The organism is Erythrobacter cryptus DSM 12079 (genome assembly GCF_000422985.1).
Lineage (GTDB): Bacteria > Pseudomonadota > Alphaproteobacteria > Sphingomonadales > Sphingomonadaceae > Erythrobacter > Erythrobacter cryptus.
The window spans coordinates 138831-154107 of the sequence record NZ_AUHC01000008.1 but is presented as its reverse complement, the minus strand read 5'-3'; the positions used below and the strand labels follow the sequence as shown (position 1 = coordinate 154107).

The 15277-nt window shown below is 69.2% G+C and carries 14 protein-coding genes; 5 read left to right on the top strand and 9 right to left on the bottom strand.

Annotated features, from left to right (window positions below; all coding sequences use genetic code 11):
• Positions 1-309 (top strand): IS5/IS1182 family transposase (locus tag G524_RS0106830; RefSeq protein WP_027443049.1); only part of this gene is annotated, 309 nt, incomplete at its 5' end.
• Between the two features lie 44 nt (positions 310-353).
• Positions 354-1457, top strand: coding sequence for an NAD(P)/FAD-dependent oxidoreductase (locus G524_RS0106825; RefSeq protein WP_027443048.1), 1104 nt, complete (start codon positions 354-356; stop codon positions 1455-1457).
• Between the two features lie 4 nt (positions 1458-1461).
• On the opposite strand, the gene G524_RS16280 is transcribed toward G524_RS0106825, so the two are convergent.
• The 4 genes from G524_RS16280 to pgi all read right to left on the bottom strand — a co-directional run bounded on the left by G524_RS16280 (position 1462) and on the right by pgi (position 7041).
• A complete protein-coding gene (locus G524_RS16280; protein WP_051220956.1) occupies positions 1462-2274 on the bottom strand; it encodes a class I SAM-dependent methyltransferase in 813 nt (270 codons plus the stop codon).
• 100 nt (positions 2275-2374) lie between these two features.
• Positions 2375-3727 (bottom strand): glutathione-disulfide reductase, encoded by a 1353-nt coding sequence (gene gorA / locus G524_RS0106815; RefSeq protein WP_027443047.1) that lies wholly within the window; start codon positions 3725-3727, stop codon positions 2375-2377.
• Between the two features lie 125 nt (positions 3728-3852).
• Positions 3853-5277: a DEAD/DEAH box helicase gene (locus G524_RS15205; RefSeq protein ID WP_036857575.1), complete on the bottom strand. Its 1425-nt coding sequence runs from the start codon at positions 5275-5277 to the stop codon at positions 3853-3855.
• Positions 5278-5487: 210 nt separating this feature from the next.
• The gene (gene pgi, locus G524_RS0106805; RefSeq protein ID WP_027443046.1) at positions 5488-7041 is read right to left on the bottom strand and encodes a glucose-6-phosphate isomerase; all 1554 of its coding nucleotides are present in this window, start codon (positions 7039-7041) and stop codon (positions 5488-5490) included.
• A 49-nt stretch (positions 7042-7090) separates the two neighbouring features.
• On the opposite strand from pgi, the gene lepB reads away from it, so the two are divergent.
• The 3 genes from lepB (at position 7091) to era (ending at position 9681) form a co-directional block, all read left to right on the top strand.
• Positions 7091-7957 carry a signal peptidase I gene (gene lepB, locus G524_RS15200; protein ID WP_036857574.1) on the top strand — a complete coding sequence of 289 codons (867 nt, stop codon included), beginning with the start codon at positions 7091-7093 and terminating at the stop codon, positions 7955-7957.
• On the top strand, positions 7954-8637 hold the full coding sequence (gene rnc, locus G524_RS0106795) for a ribonuclease III (protein WP_027443045.1): 684 nt from the start codon (positions 7954-7956) through the stop codon (positions 8635-8637). The genes lepB and rnc overlap by 4 nt, the downstream gene beginning before the upstream one ends.
• A 96-nt stretch (positions 8638-8733) precedes the next feature.
• Positions 8734-9681, top strand: coding sequence for a GTPase Era (gene era, locus G524_RS0106790; protein WP_027443044.1), 948 nt, complete (start codon positions 8734-8736; stop codon positions 9679-9681).
• A 54-nt stretch (positions 9682-9735) separates the two neighbouring features.
• On the opposite strand, the gene G524_RS0106785 is transcribed toward era, so the two are convergent.
• From G524_RS0106785 to plsY, 5 genes are all read right to left on the bottom strand, one after another.
• Entirely contained in the window at positions 9736-10362 is a 627-nt protein-coding gene (locus G524_RS0106785; RefSeq protein WP_342662449.1) for a response regulator, read from the bottom strand.
• Positions 10350-10664 (bottom strand): hypothetical protein, encoded by a 315-nt coding sequence (locus G524_RS15195; RefSeq protein WP_245561316.1) that lies wholly within the window; start codon positions 10662-10664, stop codon positions 10350-10352. The genes G524_RS0106785 and G524_RS15195 overlap by 13 nt, the downstream gene beginning before the upstream one ends.
• Before the next feature lie 97 nt (positions 10665-10761).
• Positions 10762-13365, bottom strand: coding sequence for a type I DNA topoisomerase (gene topA, locus G524_RS0106775; protein ID WP_027443042.1), 2604 nt, complete (start codon positions 13363-13365; stop codon positions 10762-10764).
• Between the two features lie 64 nt (positions 13366-13429).
• A complete protein-coding gene (gene dprA / locus G524_RS0106770; RefSeq protein WP_027443041.1) occupies positions 13430-14590 on the bottom strand; it encodes a DNA-processing protein DprA in 1161 nt (386 codons plus the stop codon).
• A gap of 18 nt (positions 14591-14608) precedes the next feature.
• Positions 14609-15196, bottom strand: a complete 588-nt coding sequence (gene plsY / locus G524_RS0106765) for a glycerol-3-phosphate 1-O-acyltransferase PlsY (protein WP_027443040.1) — start codon at positions 15194-15196, stop codon at positions 14609-14611.
• Between the last annotated feature and the right edge of the window lie 81 nt (positions 15197-15277).

Below are 15277 nucleotides of genomic sequence, written 5' to 3'. Positions count from 1 at the left end.
CTGCTCGAGGCCGTGCCGGAAGGCAGCATCTTCCTCGCCGACAAGGCCTATGACAGCGACGCCATCCGCGACAAGGTCGAGGCGCGCGGCAGCTTCGCCAACATCCCGCCAAAGGCCAACCGCAAGAAGGGCTTCGCCTTCAGCTCCTTCCTCTACCGCTATCGCAACCTGATCGAGCGCTTCTTCGGAAAACTCAAGCACGCCAGAGGCTTGGCCACGCGATACGACAAACGCGCCGACAACTTCCTCGCCGCTGCCAAACTCTTCTCAACTCGCCTATGGATCGCAGCTAATGAGTCCACGGCTTAGCCTGCCCCAAGCGTCAATGTGGCAAAAGTGGCGGGAGAGAGCACATGGACAGCGCCGATGTGGTGGTGATCGGGGGCGGGATCGCCGGTCTCAGCCTGGCCGCGCGCCTGGCCCCGCGGCTCAAGGTGGTGGTGCTCGAAGGCGAGAGCGCGCCCGGAATCCACGCCTCGGGCCGCTCGGTCGCCGTGGCCCATTATGGCCTCGGCAATGCCCCGGTGCGCATGCTCACCGCCCTCAGCATGGGCGAACTGGCCACGCATGGCACGGTGCATCCCGCACTCCACATCGCCCGGGCCGAGGAGCTTGCCGCGCTCGATGCGCTCGAGGAGGTGCACCGCCTCCATGGCTGCACCTATCGCCGCATCGGCGCAGACGAGGCGCGCGCGCTGCTGCCGGTGCTGCGTGCAGAGGCCTGCGCCGCGGCGCTGATCGATCACGGCGCCTTGAAGCTCGATACCAACGCCATGCTCGAGGCCCATGGGCGCACCCTGCGCGAGCATGGCGGCGCTCTGGTGACGAGGGCAGCGGTCAGGGCACTTGCGCATGATGGCCGATGCTGGCGCATCGCCAGCGCCGCGGGGGATTTTGCCGCGCCGGTGATCGTCAATGCCGCGGGCGCCTGGGCGGATGAGGTCGCCCGGCTTGCCGGCGCCGCGCCGATCGGCCTCGAGCCGCGGCGGCGCACCGTCATCAGCTTTGCCGCGCCCGAAGGCGTCGATGTGCGCCCCTGGCCCTTCACCAAGACCGTGGGCGAGGGCTTCTACCTGCTGCCCGAGGGGCGCGGGGCGCTGCTCGCCTCGAGCATGGATCAGGCGCCCTCCCCCCCTTGCGATGCCGCGGCAGAAGAACTCGACATCGCCATCGCCGCAGACCGGGTGGAGCGCGCCACCACGCTTGCCATCCGCCGCATAGCCCACAGCTGGGCGGGCCTCAGGAGCTTTGCCCCGGATGAATTGCCGGTGGTGGGCGAAGCGGCCGGTGCGCCGGGGTTTTTCTGGTGTGCAGGCCAGGGCGGTGCCGGCTTCCAGACCGCCCCTGCCCTCTCGCGCATCGCCGCCGCGGCGGTGCTGGGCGAGGCCATGCCGGAAGATTGCGCTGCTGCCGGGCTTGGCTTTGCGCAGTTCGCGCCCGCGCGGCTCGGGGCGTGACGCCCTATTTCACCAGCCGCCCGCTGAACACCACCCGCCCGGCGAGCACCGGGGCAAGGCGCCGCAAGGGGCGCAGCGCCACCCGCTCGGCCCGCGCCGCCCACCTGAGGCGCGACGGGTAAAGCCGGCCTTCGAGAATGTTGAACCAGTCGGTCTCAAGGCCGGAAAGGTGCGCGGTGACGAGGGCGAATTCGCGCTCGTCGATCTTGTGCTCATCGGCGGTGATGTAGGGCGTCTCCTCGCCATAGATCCAGCGCCGCATCGCCGGATAGAGCCAGCCATCGACCAGCGCGCTCTCGCGCAGGCGTTGCAGGCGGGTGTGGGTGTAAAGCTCATCGCCGATCACCAGCGCGCCCGCCTTGAGCACCCGCGCCACCTCGCCCATCGCCGCGGCGATATCGACATGGTGGAGGATATCGACGAACACCACCGCATCGAAGCTGTCGGCCGGATAGGTCATGGCCTCGGCCGGCATGGCGGCAAAGGCGATCTCCACCCCGGCGCGGCGCGCGCGCGCCTCGGCAATGGCAAGCGAATCGGGCGAAAGATCGCAGGCAAACACCCGCGCCCCCAGCCGCGCCAAGCGGATCGCATCATCGCCAAAGCCGCAGCCCAGCACCAGCACCGCCTTGCCGGCAAGATCGGCGGCGAGCAGCCGGTCATACATCGACCAATAGGCATTCCACGGGCGCCGCGCAGGGCTGGTGATCACGTCCTCATCCACCGGGCGCAGCACCTCATCGGCGTTGGCGGCGGCATGTTCGCGGTGATAGTCCAGCTCGCGCTGCTGGCGGGCGGTCAGGGCGAGGCTCGTCATGATCCCACTGTAAACCATGGCCTTTGCCAAAGTCTTGCGCCGCACCTTGGCCTGTGCCGAAACTGGGCAGCGCCCGGCGCGCGGGTTAAGCGCCAGGCGCCTATTTGAACAGCACCAGCTCCTCGGCCATGGTCGGGTGGATCGCGATAGTGGCGTCGAAATCGGCCTTGGTCAGCCCCGCCTTCACCGCGATCGCGGCGGCCTGGAGGATCTCCGGGGCCTCGGGGCCGATCATGTGCAGCCCGACGATGCGATCGGTCGCGGCATCGACGATCATCTTGTAGAGGCTGCGCTCGTTGCGGCCGGCAAGCACGTTCTTCATCGGGCGGAAATCGGCCTGATAGACGCGGATGCTGCCGAGCTTGTTGCGCGCCTCGCCCTCGGTCAGGCCCACCGCGGCGATCGGCGGGTGGCTGAACACCGCGCTCGGCACGCAGGAATGATCAACCGCATAGGGCGCGCCCGGGCCGAACACCGAATCGGCAAAGGCCTGGCCCTCGCGGATGGCAACGGGGGTGAGCTGCACCCGATCGGTAACATCGCCCACGGCATAGATGTGATCGATACTGGTCTTGCTGTAGGCATCGACCACGATCTCGCCGCGCGGGCCCAGTTCCACCCCGACAGTCTCCAGCCCAAGCCCCTCGGTGTTGGGCACGCGCCCGGTCGCCACCATCACCGCGTCATATGCGGCCGGCTCCTGCCCGGTGAGCTTGACCAGCAGGGTGCCATCGTCCTGCTTTGTTACCCATTCCAGCTCGGCCATGAACAGGAAGGTGATGCCCTTGGCCATGGAGATCTGGAGCAGCCGGTCGCGTACGCCTTCGTCATAGCCGCGCAGGATGGTTTCGGAACGGTTGGCGATCGTCACTTTCGCGCCAAAAGCATTGAAGATGCCGGCAAACTCGTTGGCGATATAACCCCCGCCGGCAATCAGGATACGGCGCGGCACGGCTTCGAGATGGAAGGCTTCGTTCGAGGTGATGACATGCTCGTTGCCGGGAAAATCGGGCACGTGCGGGCGCGCGCCGGTGGCCACCAGGATGAAGCGCGCGGTCAGCCTGCGCCCGCTGGCGAGGGTCACCTCATGCGGGCCGGTGATGGTGGCGCGTTCGTGAAAGACGGTGACATTGTGGCTGGCGAGGGTTTCGCCATAAAGCCCCTCGAGCCGGGTCACATCACCCTGCACCGAATCGCGCAGGGCGCGCCAGTCGAAGCGCTTGTTTTCAATCGTCCAGCCGAAGGCCTCGGCATCGACGAGGTCCTCGGCGAAATGGGCGCCATAGACCAGCATCTTCTTGGGCACGCAGCCGCGGATCACGCAGGTGCCGCCGACCCTATATTCCTCGGCCACCGCCACCCGCGCGCCGTGCCCGGCGGCAACGCGGCTGGCGCGCACCCCGCCCGATCCCGCCCCGATGGTAAAGAGGTCATAGTCATAGGCATCGGCCATGGAACGCTCCCGTCGCTTACGCCTGCGCATATGGCGGCGCGCGGCGGCCCGGGCAACCATCGGCGCAGGCAATGCAGCATTTCTGCTGCGCCAACTCGCCCCGGCGCCCCCGCGTGCCCGCGCCCTCAGCCCTGGGCTGCGCGAGGACGACCGCGCCCGCCGGCGCGCCGGCGCCCGCGGCCGCCGCGTGCATCGCGCTGGCCAGAAGGATGGCCGTGCCTGCCTTCACTTGCATTGTGCCCGCCGCTGCCGCGCGTGCCGAAAGCCGACCGCGCGCGGCCTTCGCCGTGGCTCTCGCGCTTCTCACCATGCGGCTGGCGCGCGCCGAGCGGGCGCGGCTGCACCCGCTGGGGCGGCGTGCGGGGTGCGGGCCGCTCGGGCCCCACGCCCTCGACCACCGCGCGGAAATTTGCTGGCAGTTCAAGGCGCTCAAGCTCTGCCCCGGTGGTCTTGCGGATGTCCTTCAGATAGGCGCGTTCGTCCTCGGCGCAGAAGGCGATCGCCACCCCGTCGCGCCCAGCCCGCGCGGTGCGACCGATGCGGTGGACATATTGTTCGGGCACGTTGGGAAGCTCGTAATTGATCACGTGGCTGACCCCGGGAATGTCGATCCCGCGCGCGGCGACATCGGTGGCGATCAGCACCGGCACCGCGCCGGCGCGGAACGCCTCGAGCGCGCGCTGGCGCTGGGGCTGCGACTTGTTGCCGTGGATCGCGTTGGCGGCGATCCCGGCCTGGGCGAGCTTTCGCGCCACCCGATCGGCCCCGTGCTTGGTGCGGGTGAAGATCAGCACCCGCTCGAGCGCGCCCGGCACCGGATGGCGGCGCTTGAGGATGAGCGCGAGCAGCGCGGTCTTTTCCTCCTGCTGCACCATATAGAGATATTGGTCGATGCGCTCGGCGGTGGTGCTTGCCGGGGTCACCGCCACCTGCACCGGATCGTGGCAGAAGCCGCCCACCAGCTCCCTGATCGCCTTGGGCATGGTGGCGGAGAAGAACAGCGTCTGGCGCTCTTGCGGGGCGAGCGTGCGGATGCGCCTGAGCGCGTGGATGAAGCCGAGATCGAGCATCTGGTCAGCTTCGTCGAGCACGAGGATCTCGATCCCGCCGAGCTGCAGGGCCTTCTGATCGACCAGATCGAGCAAGCGGCCCGGGGTGGCGATAAGAATATCGGTGCCGCGGGCAAGCTTGTGGCGATCCTTGCCCACGCTGGTGCCGCCGACCACCACCGCGACCTTGAGCCCGGCAAGCGCGCCATAATCCTTCGCGCTTTCGCCGATCTGCACCGCAAGCTCGCGGGTGGGAGCCAGCACCAGCATCCGGCACGAGCGCTGCGGCGCATGCCTGCCGGCAGCGCGCAGGCGGTCGATGCCGGGGAGCATGAAGGCGGCGGTCTTGCCGGTGCCGGTCTGGGCAATGCCGAGGAGGTCGCGGCCGGCGAGCACCGGCGGGATCGCCTGGCGCTGGATCGGGGTGGGGGTGGCATAGCCCTTGAGATCAAGGGCCTGGAGCACGGGCTGCGACAGCCCGAGATCAGCAAATGTGGTCATGAAAACTCGCTTGAAGACATGCGGCGCGCGCGCCGGAGGGGCGCGCACGGCGCGGGGGAGTGAAACCGCCCGCGTGAAAGGGAAGTCCGTGGGAAAACCGAGGCGCGGCCGGGGCGGATATTTTCCTGTGTTCCGCCGCTTCACGCTGGCTGGCGCGCTTCGCTTGGGCCGCCATGTGGGCGCCCTGCGCCCAGAAGTCAAGCGCGCGCCTCAGCCCAGCCCGGCTGCCTGCATCAGCGCCCGCGTCGATGGGTCGAAATCGCCCTCGCCCTTCTCGATCTGCTTGGCGATCGCCTTGCCCAGCTCGACCCCGAACTGGTCGAAGGGGTTGATCCCCATCAGCACCGCATTGGCAAAGGTGCGGTGTTCGTGAAAGGCGATGAGCGCGCCGAGGGCCGCGGCATCGGCATCGTCGAGCAGGAAGGTGGTCGAGGGCCGATCCCCCGGATAGGCGCGCGCCGGATCTTCGGAGGGCTTGCCCGCCATCAGCGCCGCGCCCTGCGCGAGGCAATTCATCAACAGGATGCGGTGATGGGCCGGGTCAAGATCATCGCCCGGCGCCACCGAGGCGATGAAATCGACCGGCACCAGGTGAGTGCCCTGGTGGAGCAGCTGGAACACCGCGTGCTGGGCATCGGTGCCCACCCCGCCCCAGGTGATCGGCGCGGTCGGCCCATCAACGGGGCTGCCATCGGCCTTCACCTGCTTGCCGTTCGATTCCATCTCGAGCTGCTGGAGATAGGCGGGCAGCAGCCGCAGCCGCTCGTCATAGGCAAAGACCGCGCGGGTCTGGCAGCCGCGCAGCCGGGTGTAGTACTGGTCGCAGAAGGCGGCGAGCAGCGGGGCATTGGCGCGGCCTTCGGTGGAAAGGAAATGTTCGTCCACCGCGCGCGCCCCGGCGAGCATGGCCGAAAACTCCTCCATCCCCACCGCAAGCGCCACCGGAAAGCCGATCGAAGACATCAGCGAATAGCGCCCGCCGACGCTTTCGGGGAAAGGCAGCACCCGGGTTTCGTCCACCCCCCAGGCCACCGCCTTTTCCGGCGCGGCGGTGAGCGCCACCACCCGGCCATAGGGATCGGCCACCCCGCTATCGGCCAGCCACTTCATCGCGCTGGCCGCGTTGGTCATGGTCTCGATGGTGGTGAAGGTCTTGGACGCGACGGCGACCAGCGTGGTGTGCGGATCGCAGGCGGCAAAGGCCGCCTCGAGCGCGAGGCCATCAATGTTCGAAACCACGTGGGTATCGACCAGCTTGAGATCGCGGGTGAGCGCATCGAGCGCCAGCGCCGGCCCCAGCGCCGAGCCGCCGATGCCGATGGCGATGCAATGGCGCACAGGCCCAAGCGCGCCCTCAAGGATCGCCTCGACCAGCATCGCCATGCGCCGCTGAAGCGCCTCGGCCTCCTCCACCGCGGCAGGCGCTCCAATTCCGCGCAGCGCCATGTGGGTGGCGGGGCGGCCTTCGGTGACATTGACGATGCCGCCATCCTTGAGGGCCGCGCGCGCCGCACCAAAGCCTGCCGCCTCGGCCAGTTCCTCGAACAGGTCGAGCAGGCGCGCGTCAAGATGGGTCTTGGAAAAGTCGATGGTCATGCCCTGCCCGGCCCCCTCGGGCAGGCCCGAGCGCCAGGCGATCCGCCGGGTCATCGCCGCCACCCGCGCGCGATCGGCGGCAAAGAGCTGATCGAGCCGCGCCGGAGGGGCAGCGCGCAGCTGCGCCCAGAGTGCCGCCATCCGCTCGGTGCTGTCCGATCCCGTCATCGCCAATCCCCTTTGCGCCTTGCGGCGGCTGCGACTAAGGGCTTCGCGGATGGATGGAAAGCCCCAATCGCTCGGCCCCGCGCCGCCACCAGCCGCGGCCGCGGGCGCGCGCCCCGCGGCAGGCTCGGCTGAGGCGGGCGCTGGCGGGTGGACGGGCTTCTTCTGGTTCCTCGCCAAGCTCATCGCGCTGGTGCTGGCGCTGCGCACACTGGTGGTGGCGCCCTTCGTGATCCCGTCCGAAAGCATGGTGCCGCAGCTCCTTGGCGGCGATTATCTGCTCGCGGCCAAGTGGCCCTATGGCTATTCGCGCCATTCGTTGCCCTTCGATCTGCCGCTGGGCGAGGGGCGCCTCATCGCCCGCAGCCCGGCGCGCGGGGATATCGTGATCTTCCGCCACCCGATCGACGGGCGCGACTATGTGAAGCGCGTGATCGGCCTGCCGGGTGACCGGGTGGCGCTGGTTGGGGGCGTGGTGGTGCTCAATGGCCAGCGCCTTGCCCAACAGCCGCTGGGAGGCATCACCATCCCGGTCTCGCCGAACAGCCCCTGCGCCTGGGGCGGGAGAGTGATCGCGGCGCGCGATGGCCGCGCCCTGTGTCGCTATGCCGCCGCGCGCGAGACCCTGCCTTCGGGCCGCGCCTATACCGTGCTCGATTTCGGGCCGACCTTTGCCGACAATCTTGCTCCCCTCACCGTCCCACCCGGCGCGCTGTTCGTGCTGGGCGACAACCGCGACAATTCGCGCGACAGCCGCTTTTCTGCCGCGGCGGGCGATGCGGTGGGGCTGGTGCCGCAGGATCTCCTCGTCGGGCGGGCCTGGGTGATCGTGTGGTCGAGCGATGGCAGCGCCACCTGGAGCAATCCGGCAAGCTGGCTTGCCGCGGTGCGCTGGGAACGGATCGGAGCGGTGCTGTGAGCGGCCTTCCGGCAGAAACCCGCACCTGGCTTGCCGCCACCGGCTTTGCGGTGGAGAACGAGGCCCTCTGGCTCGAGGCGCTCACCCATGGCAGCTTCAATTCCACCGGCGGCGAGGCGGCCGATTACCAGCGGCTCGAGTTTCTCGGCGACAGGGTGCTGGGCCTTGCGGTTGCGGCCTGGCTGTTCCGCGCCGGCGATGCCCCCGAAGGGCGCCTCTCGCAGCGGCTCAACGCGCTCGTCAGCGGCACCACCTGCGCCCGCATCGCTCGCGCCATCGGCCTTCCCGCCCATGTCCGCCTTGGCAAGCAGGCGCGCGAGGATGGCGGGGCCGACAGCGACAAGATCCTCGGCGATGTGATGGAGGCGCTGATCGGCGCCTGCTTTCTCGAACACGGCTTCGAGACCGCGCAGGCGCAAGTCTATCGCCTCTGGGCGCGCGAGCTTGAGGGCGATGTCGGCAAGGCCAAGCATCCCAAGAGCGCGCTGCAGGAATGGGCCGCGGGCAACCGCCGCGCCCCCCCGGTCTATGAGGTGATCGACCGCTCCGGCCCCGATCACGCCGCCCGCTTCACCGTGCGGGTGAGCATCCGCAATGTCGGCGAAGCCGAGGCCAGCGCCACCAGCAAGGCCGAGGCCGAAAGGCTTGCCGCCAAGGCCTTTCTTGAACGCTTCGGCTGAGTGCGCGTTCACCTAATGTTTCACGTGAAACATTGACGCGCCCGGCCGCGCATCACGCCCTTCGACAAGCCCGGAGCTTGGCGGTATGAGCGCGCCATGAGCGATACCCCCGCAAGCCCTCACGCCCCCGCAAGCCCCGCCCCCACCCGCTGCGGCGTGGTGGCGGTGCTCGGCGCGCCCAATGCCGGCAAGTCCACGCTGGTCAACACCCTCGTCGGCCAGAAGGTGGCGATCACCAGCCCCAAGGCGCAGACCACCCGGGCGCGGATGCTGGGCCTGGCGCTGCACCATGTGGACGGCGCGGCGGTGCAGATGATCCTGGTTGACACCCCCGGCATCTTTGCCCCGCGCCGCCGGCTCGACCGGGCGATGGTGAACGCCGCCTGGGAGGGCGCCGAGGCCGCCGATGCGGTGCTGCTGCTGGTCGATGCGATCAAGCAGCGCCGCCATGAGCTGGAGCCGCTGCTGGAAACCTTAGCCACGCGGCCCGAGCGCAAGATCCTCGTGCTCAACAAGGTCGATCGGGCGAAGAAGGAGCCGCTCCTCGCGCTGGCGCAGGAGCTTAGCGCCAAGGCCGAATTTGCCGAGGTGTTCTTCATCTCGGCGCTCACCGGCGAGGGCGTGGCCGAGATGAAGGACGTGCTTGCCCGGATGATGCCCGAAGGCCCGTGGATGTATCCCGAAGACCAGGTCTCGGATGTCTCCGAGCGCCTGCTCGCCGCCGAGATCACCCGCGAGCAGCTCTACCGGCAGCTCCACGAGGAGCTGCCCTATGACAGCGCGGTGCGGCCCGAGCGCTATCAGCTGCGCAGCGATGGCAGCATCGAGATCCACCAGCAGATCGTGGTTGCGCGCGAGAACCAGCGCGCCATCGTGCTGGGCAAGGGCGGCGCGCGCATCAAGGCGATCGGGGAGGCGGCGCGCAAGGAACTTTCCGAGGTGCTGGGGACCAAGGTGCACCTGTTCCTGCACGTGAAGGTGCTGGAGAACTGGGCCGAGGACAGGGAAGTGTTCGAGGAGATCGGGCTCGATTGGGTGCGCTAGGCGCGTGCGGATGCGCGACGCACAAGGCGTGCACCGATCCGCAGGGACAAGCAGTCATCCCCGCCCCAGCTTCTCCAGCTTGGCGCGCAGCGCGGCCTCGTCGAAGGGCTTGACGATGTAGTCATCCGCCCCGGCGGCGATACCATCGTGGATGTCCCGCGCCTCGCCGTTCGAGGTGCAGAACACCACGATCGGTTCCTTGGGCGTGGGGATGGCGCGCAGCTTCTGGACGAAGGCGATGCCGTCCATCTCGGGCATGTTCCAGTCGGTCAGCACCAGATCGGGCATGGCCTGCTTGCAGCGCGCCAGCGCCTCGGTGCCGTCCTGCGCCTCGATCGGGACATAGCCGAGGCTGAGCGCGATCTTGGCCGCAACCTTGCGGATCACCCGGCTGTCATCGACGATCAGGCAGGTGCGCTGGGCCGCGGGGCGCGCGCCTTGCGCGGGATAGCGCTCGCGCATCGCCTTGGCCGCCGCCACGATCGCCGCGGTGGCATCGGGATCGCCCGCAGTCGGGGCCTGGGCGCCGGGTGCCGCCGCAGGTGCGGCCGACGCAGCGGCGGGGCCGGCAGCGGGCGCGGCTGCGCCCTTCTCGCTCTCGGCCAGCTTTTCCATCAAGGTCTTGCCCTCGCCCGGAACGCGGCGGTGCGGGCCGGTCTGGCGCTTGATCAGATTCTGCACGGCTGCTGCTCCCCGCCAAACCCGCCGAAGCCGGCCTCATAGGAAGCCGCGGCATAGGCATCCGAATAGGGATCGACCGCTGGCGCCGCCGCCCCTTCGCCCGGGGTCATGCGTACGTGCAGATAGGGCATCCACACATCGCCGAACTCGGCCTTCTGATACCACACGTCGAGCACGTCATAGCTTGCCCACATTCCGTCGGGCTCGCGCAGGCGAATGCCCTCGCCGATGCGCGGCACCGCGGCAAAGCGCAGGCGGGTCTGCGATTGGTGAGTCTCGTTCTGGACTTCGATCTCGATCACGGCGGCGTCCTTGAATCGCGCACCGCCGTGATAAGGGGGCAATGCTTTATGATTTACCAACGCGCCCGCCGCAGCAGGTGGCGGCGAGGAGCCCCGGTCAGCCCGGCGCCGGGGCCTTGCTGCGACGGGTCTTGCCCGCAGCGGCCTTCTTGCCCCCCGCCTTCGTGCCCGAAGCCTTGGCCGTTGCGCCCCTGGCCTTGCCCGCCCGCTTGCTGGTGGCCTTCGCCGGGGCCTTGGCGGCGCGCGCCTCGATCAGCGCCAGCGCGGTCTCGAGCGTCACCTCCTCGGGCTTCATCTCGCGCGGCAGCGTGGCATTGGTGGTGCCATCGGTGACATAGGGGCCATAGCGCCCCGGCATCACCCGGATCGCAGCGCCGCTTTGCGGGTGGGGGCCGAGATCGGCGATCGGTGCGGGGCTCGCCCGTCCGCCCCCTGCCCCGGTGCGCGCACCCGCCTCGGCCAGGATCGCCACCGCGCGGTTCATCCCGATCTCGAACACCTCGCGGGTCGAGCCAAGCCGGCCATACTTGCCATCATGCCTCAGATAAGGGCCATAACGCCCGATATTGGCCTCGATCTGCTTGCCCGTATCGGGATGCAACCCGATGATCCGCGGCAGGCCGAGCAGCTTCACCGCCCAATCAAGATCAAAGTCCTCGAGGTCCTTGGGGATCGAGGCGCGCTTCGCCTCCTTGCCCTCGCCCAATTGCACATAGGGGCCAAAGCGCCCGGACTTGCGATAGATCGTCTCGCCGGTTTCGGGATGCACGCCCAGCACCCCATCCTCGCCCGCGCCCTCGCCCGCACCCGCGCTGTCGCCCTGGGCAAAGCGGCGGGTATATTTGCACGCCGGATAGTTGGCGCAGGCGACAAAGGCGCCAAAGCGCCCGCCCCGCAGCGCCAGCCGCCCGCCGCTGCGCCCCTCGGCCGCGCACAGCGGGCAGGCGCGCGGATCGCCCCCGTCCGCGCGCGGGGGAAAGAGATAGTCCGACAGATAGGCATCGAGCGCCTCGGTCACTTCCGAGGGCAGCTTGTCCATCACCCCATCGGCGCGGGGTTTGAAGTCCTGCCAGAAGCGCTTGAGCAGCGCCTTGTAATCCTCGCGTCCGTCCGAGACGATGTCGAGCTCCTCCTCCATCCCGGCGGTGAAGTCATAGGCGACATAGGTGGGGAAGAAGCGTTCGAGGAAGGCCGTGAGGAGCCGCCCGGATTCCTCTGGAACGAAACGGTTTTTCTCCATCCGCACATAGGCCCGCTCGCGCAGGGTCTGAATGATCGCGGCATAGGTCGATGGCCGCCCAATGCCCAGTTCCTCGAGCCGCTTGACGAGGCTCGCCTCGGAAAAGCGCGGTGGGGGCTGGGTGAAGTGCTGGCTCGCCTCGACCCCGAGCCGGGCCGGCTGATCGCCCTTGCGCAGCACCGGCAGCAGCGCGCCCTCCTCGTCCTCGGCCTCGTCGAGCCCCTCCTGATAGACCGCGAGAAAGCCGGGAAAGAGCACCACCTGCCCGGTGGCGCGCAGCTGGTGGCGGCCGGTGGGATCGGCAAGGGTGATGGTGGTGCGCTCGAGCTGGGCGCTCGCCATTTGGCTCGCCATGGCGCGTTTGAAGATGAGGTCATAGAGCTTGGCCTCATCCCCCGTCCCGGCGCGCTGGCGGGCAAAATCGGTCGGTCGGATGGCTTCATGCGCTTCCTGCGCATTCTTGGCCTTGGTGCTGTAATGGCGGGGTTTTTCGGGCAGATAGGCCGGCTCGAAGCGCTCCGCGATGGCGCCGCGCAGGGCATTGATGGCGCCGGCATCCATCTGCACCCCGTCGGTGCGCATGTAGGTGATCGCACCCGCCTCATAGAGCGCCTGGGCAAGGCGCATGGTGTGCTGCGCGGAAAAGCCGAGCTTGCGCGCGGCCTCCTGCTGCAAGGTCGAGGTGGTAAAGGGCGGCGCCGGATTGCGCCTGACCGGCCTGGTCTCGACCGCCTCGACGGTGAACCGCGCCGCCTCCACCGCGGCCTTGGCGGCCATGGCGCTCGCCTCATCGCCGAGGCTGAGGCGATCGAGCTTCTGGCCATCGCACATCACCAGCCGCGCCTCGAAGGCGATGCCATCGTGCTGGAGCCGAGCGATCACGCTCCAATATTCCTGCGGACGGAAGGCCTCGATCTCGCGCTCGCGCTCGACGATCAGGCGCAGCGCCACCGATTGCACCCGCCCTGCGCTCTTGGCGCCGGGCAGCTTGCGCCACAGCACCGGCGAAAGGGTGAAGCCGAACAGGTAATCGAGCGCGCGGCGGGCCAGATAGGCGTCGATCAGCGGCTGATCCAGCGGGCGCGGATGGGCCATGGCCTCGGTCACGGCCTGCCGGGTGATGGCGTTGAAGGTGACCCGATCGACCTTTGCCGGCAGGGCCCCCCGCTTCTTCAGCAGCTCCTGCACGTGCCAGCTGATCGCCTCGCCCTCGCGATCGGGGTCGGTCGCCAGCACCAGCCGCTCGGCCGCCTTGGCCGCCTCGGCAATGTCCTTCAGGCGGGCCTGCTTGTCGCGATAGACCTCCCATTCCATCGCGAAATCCTCCTCCGGCTTCACGCTGCCGTCCTTGGGCGGCAGGTCGCGGACATGGCCGTAGGAGGCGAGCACCTTGTAATCGGGCCCGAGATATTTCTCGATGGTGCGGGCCTTGGCGGGGGATTCGACGATGACGAGCTGCATGGGCCTTTTCGAGAGGTGGCTTTACGTGTGCACGCGCGAGGGTGGGGCGCGGCGCGGCGCGGCGTCAAGGGGCTTGTGGCGCGCGCGCCTGGAGCGCCCTTCGCACCGCGCCATCGGCCTCGCGTTCAAGCTCGCCAGCCAGTTCCAGCTCAAGCAGCGCCATATGCACCTCGGCAGCGCCAAGCCCGCTCTGGCGGATCAGTTCGTCGATCGACAGCGGCGCGTGGGTGAGCAGCGCGGCGATCTCGGCGCTGGTGTCTGCGCGCGCCTCGCCCCATTCGAGCTGCGCCAGCGCGGCATGATCGAAGGCGGCCGTGCCCTCGCCCACCCGGAAGCGCGCCCGCGGCGCGCCGGTGAAGCCCTCGATCAGTTCGATAACCTCCTCGGGCCGCTGCACCAGCACCGCGCCCTCGCGGATCAGCTGGTTGCAGCCCATCGCGCGCGGCTCGAGCGGCGAGCCGGGGATCGCCATCACCTCGCGCCCGGCCTCGGCCGCCAGCCGTGCGGTAATGAGGCTGCCTGATTGCGGCGCGGCCTCGACCACCAGCGTCCCCAGCGCAAGGCCGGCGATGATGCGGTTGCGGCTGGGAAAATGCCGCCCGCGCGGCTCGGTGCCGGGGGGCTGCTCGGCGATCAGCAGGCCCTCGCGCGCGATCCGCTCCTGCAGGGGGGCGTGCTGGGGCGGATAGGCGATGTCGATGCCGCTCGCGATCACGCCAATGGTGCGCGGAAAGGCGCCCTCATGCGCGGCCCCGTCGATCCCGCGGGCAAGCCCTGAGACCACCACCAAGCCCGCCTGCCCAAGCGCCGCGGCAAAATCGCGCGCGAGCCGCACCGCGGCAGCGCTGGCATTGCGCGCCCCCACCACCGCCACGCACGGGGCCTGTGCCAGCGCCCCATCACCGCGGCAGATGAGGATCGGCGGGGCGCTCACGAGTTCGCCAAGCAGCGCCGGATAGCCCGGCTGGTCGTGGAACAGATAGCGCGCCCCGGCGCGGCGCACCGCGGCCACCTCGGCCTCGATCGCCTCCGCGCTCGCAGCGCGATAGGCCACCCCGCGCCGTCCGGCGAGATCGGGCAGGGCCGCGAGCGCGGCCTCGGCGCTGCCGAAGCGGGCGAGCAGCTGGCGGTAGCTGATCGGGCCGATATTGGGCGAGCGCAGCAGGCGGATGCGGGCGAAGGCCTCGGCCTGGCTCAAAGGGGGCGGCGCGCGCTCCTCCTCCATGGGCCGCAGGCGCTGCCTTCAGGCCCCGGGCGCGGCGCCGATGCGCGGCTCTTGCCCGCGCAGCAGCCGGCCGATGTTGGCGCGGTGCTGGACGATCACGATCGCGGCAATGGCAATCAGCGGCGCGAGCGCCGCGCCAAAGCCCATGCCCCAGGCCACCAGCGGCGCGGCGGTGACGCTGACGAGCGAGGAGAGGCTGGAAATGCGGCTCAAGGCAATGCTCGCCGTCCAGATCATCGCGCAGACGAAGAAGGCCGGGAAGGCCAGCACCGCGAGCACACCGGCAGCGCTGGCAAAGCCCTTGCCGCCCTTGAAGCCAAGCCACGGGGTGAAGCAATGCCCGGCCACGGCCGCAACCGCGGCCACGGCCTCGCTGCCGGGCAGGAAGTGCCGGGCCAGCAGCACCGCAGCAACCGCTTTGCCGGCATCGAGCAGCACGGTGGCCGCGGCAAGGCCCTTGTTGCCGGTGCGCAGGACATTGGTGGCGCCGATCGAGCCGCTGCCGATCTTGCGCACATCGCCCAGCCCCGCCGCGCGGGTGAGGATGAGGCCGAAGGGCACCGAGCCCAACAGAAAGCCGATCACCGCGGCAATGAGCCAGTCCAAGACATCCTCCCTGCTCTGTGCTTGCTGAAACCCTGCCGCATCTTCTAATGCCCGGGCGCGAAAAGAAAAGCACGCCAAGGC

What these genes read in the sequence shown, in the direction of transcription:
- G524_RS0106825 (WP_027443048.1), top strand. Translation starts at nt 354, where the DNA reads ATGGACAGCGCCGATGTGGTGGTGATCGGGGGCGGGATCGCCGGTCTC.
- G524_RS16280 (WP_051220956.1), bottom strand. Translation starts at nt 2,274, where the DNA reads ATGACGAGCCTCGCCCTGACCGCCCGCCAGCAGCGCGAGCTGGACTAT.
- gorA (WP_027443047.1), bottom strand. Translation starts at nt 3,727, where the DNA reads ATGGCCGATGCCTATGACTATGACCTCTTTACCATCGGGGCGGGATCG.
- G524_RS15205 (WP_036857575.1), bottom strand. Translation starts at nt 5,277, where the DNA reads ATGACCACATTTGCTGATCTCGGGCTGTCGCAGCCCGTGCTCCAGGCC.
- pgi (WP_027443046.1), bottom strand. Translation starts at nt 7,041, where the DNA reads ATGACGGGATCGGACAGCACCGAGCGGATGGCGGCACTCTGGGCGCAG.
- lepB (WP_036857574.1), top strand. Translation starts at nt 7,091, where the DNA reads ATGGATGGAAAGCCCCAATCGCTCGGCCCCGCGCCGCCACCAGCCGCG.
- era (WP_027443044.1), top strand. Translation starts at nt 8,734, where the DNA reads ATGAGCGATACCCCCGCAAGCCCTCACGCCCCCGCAAGCCCCGCCCCC.
- topA (WP_027443042.1), bottom strand. Translation starts at nt 13,365, where the DNA reads ATGCAGCTCGTCATCGTCGAATCCCCCGCCAAGGCCCGCACCATCGAG.
- dprA (WP_027443041.1), bottom strand. Translation starts at nt 14,590, where the DNA reads ATGGAGGAGGAGCGCGCGCCGCCCCCTTTGAGCCAGGCCGAGGCCTTC.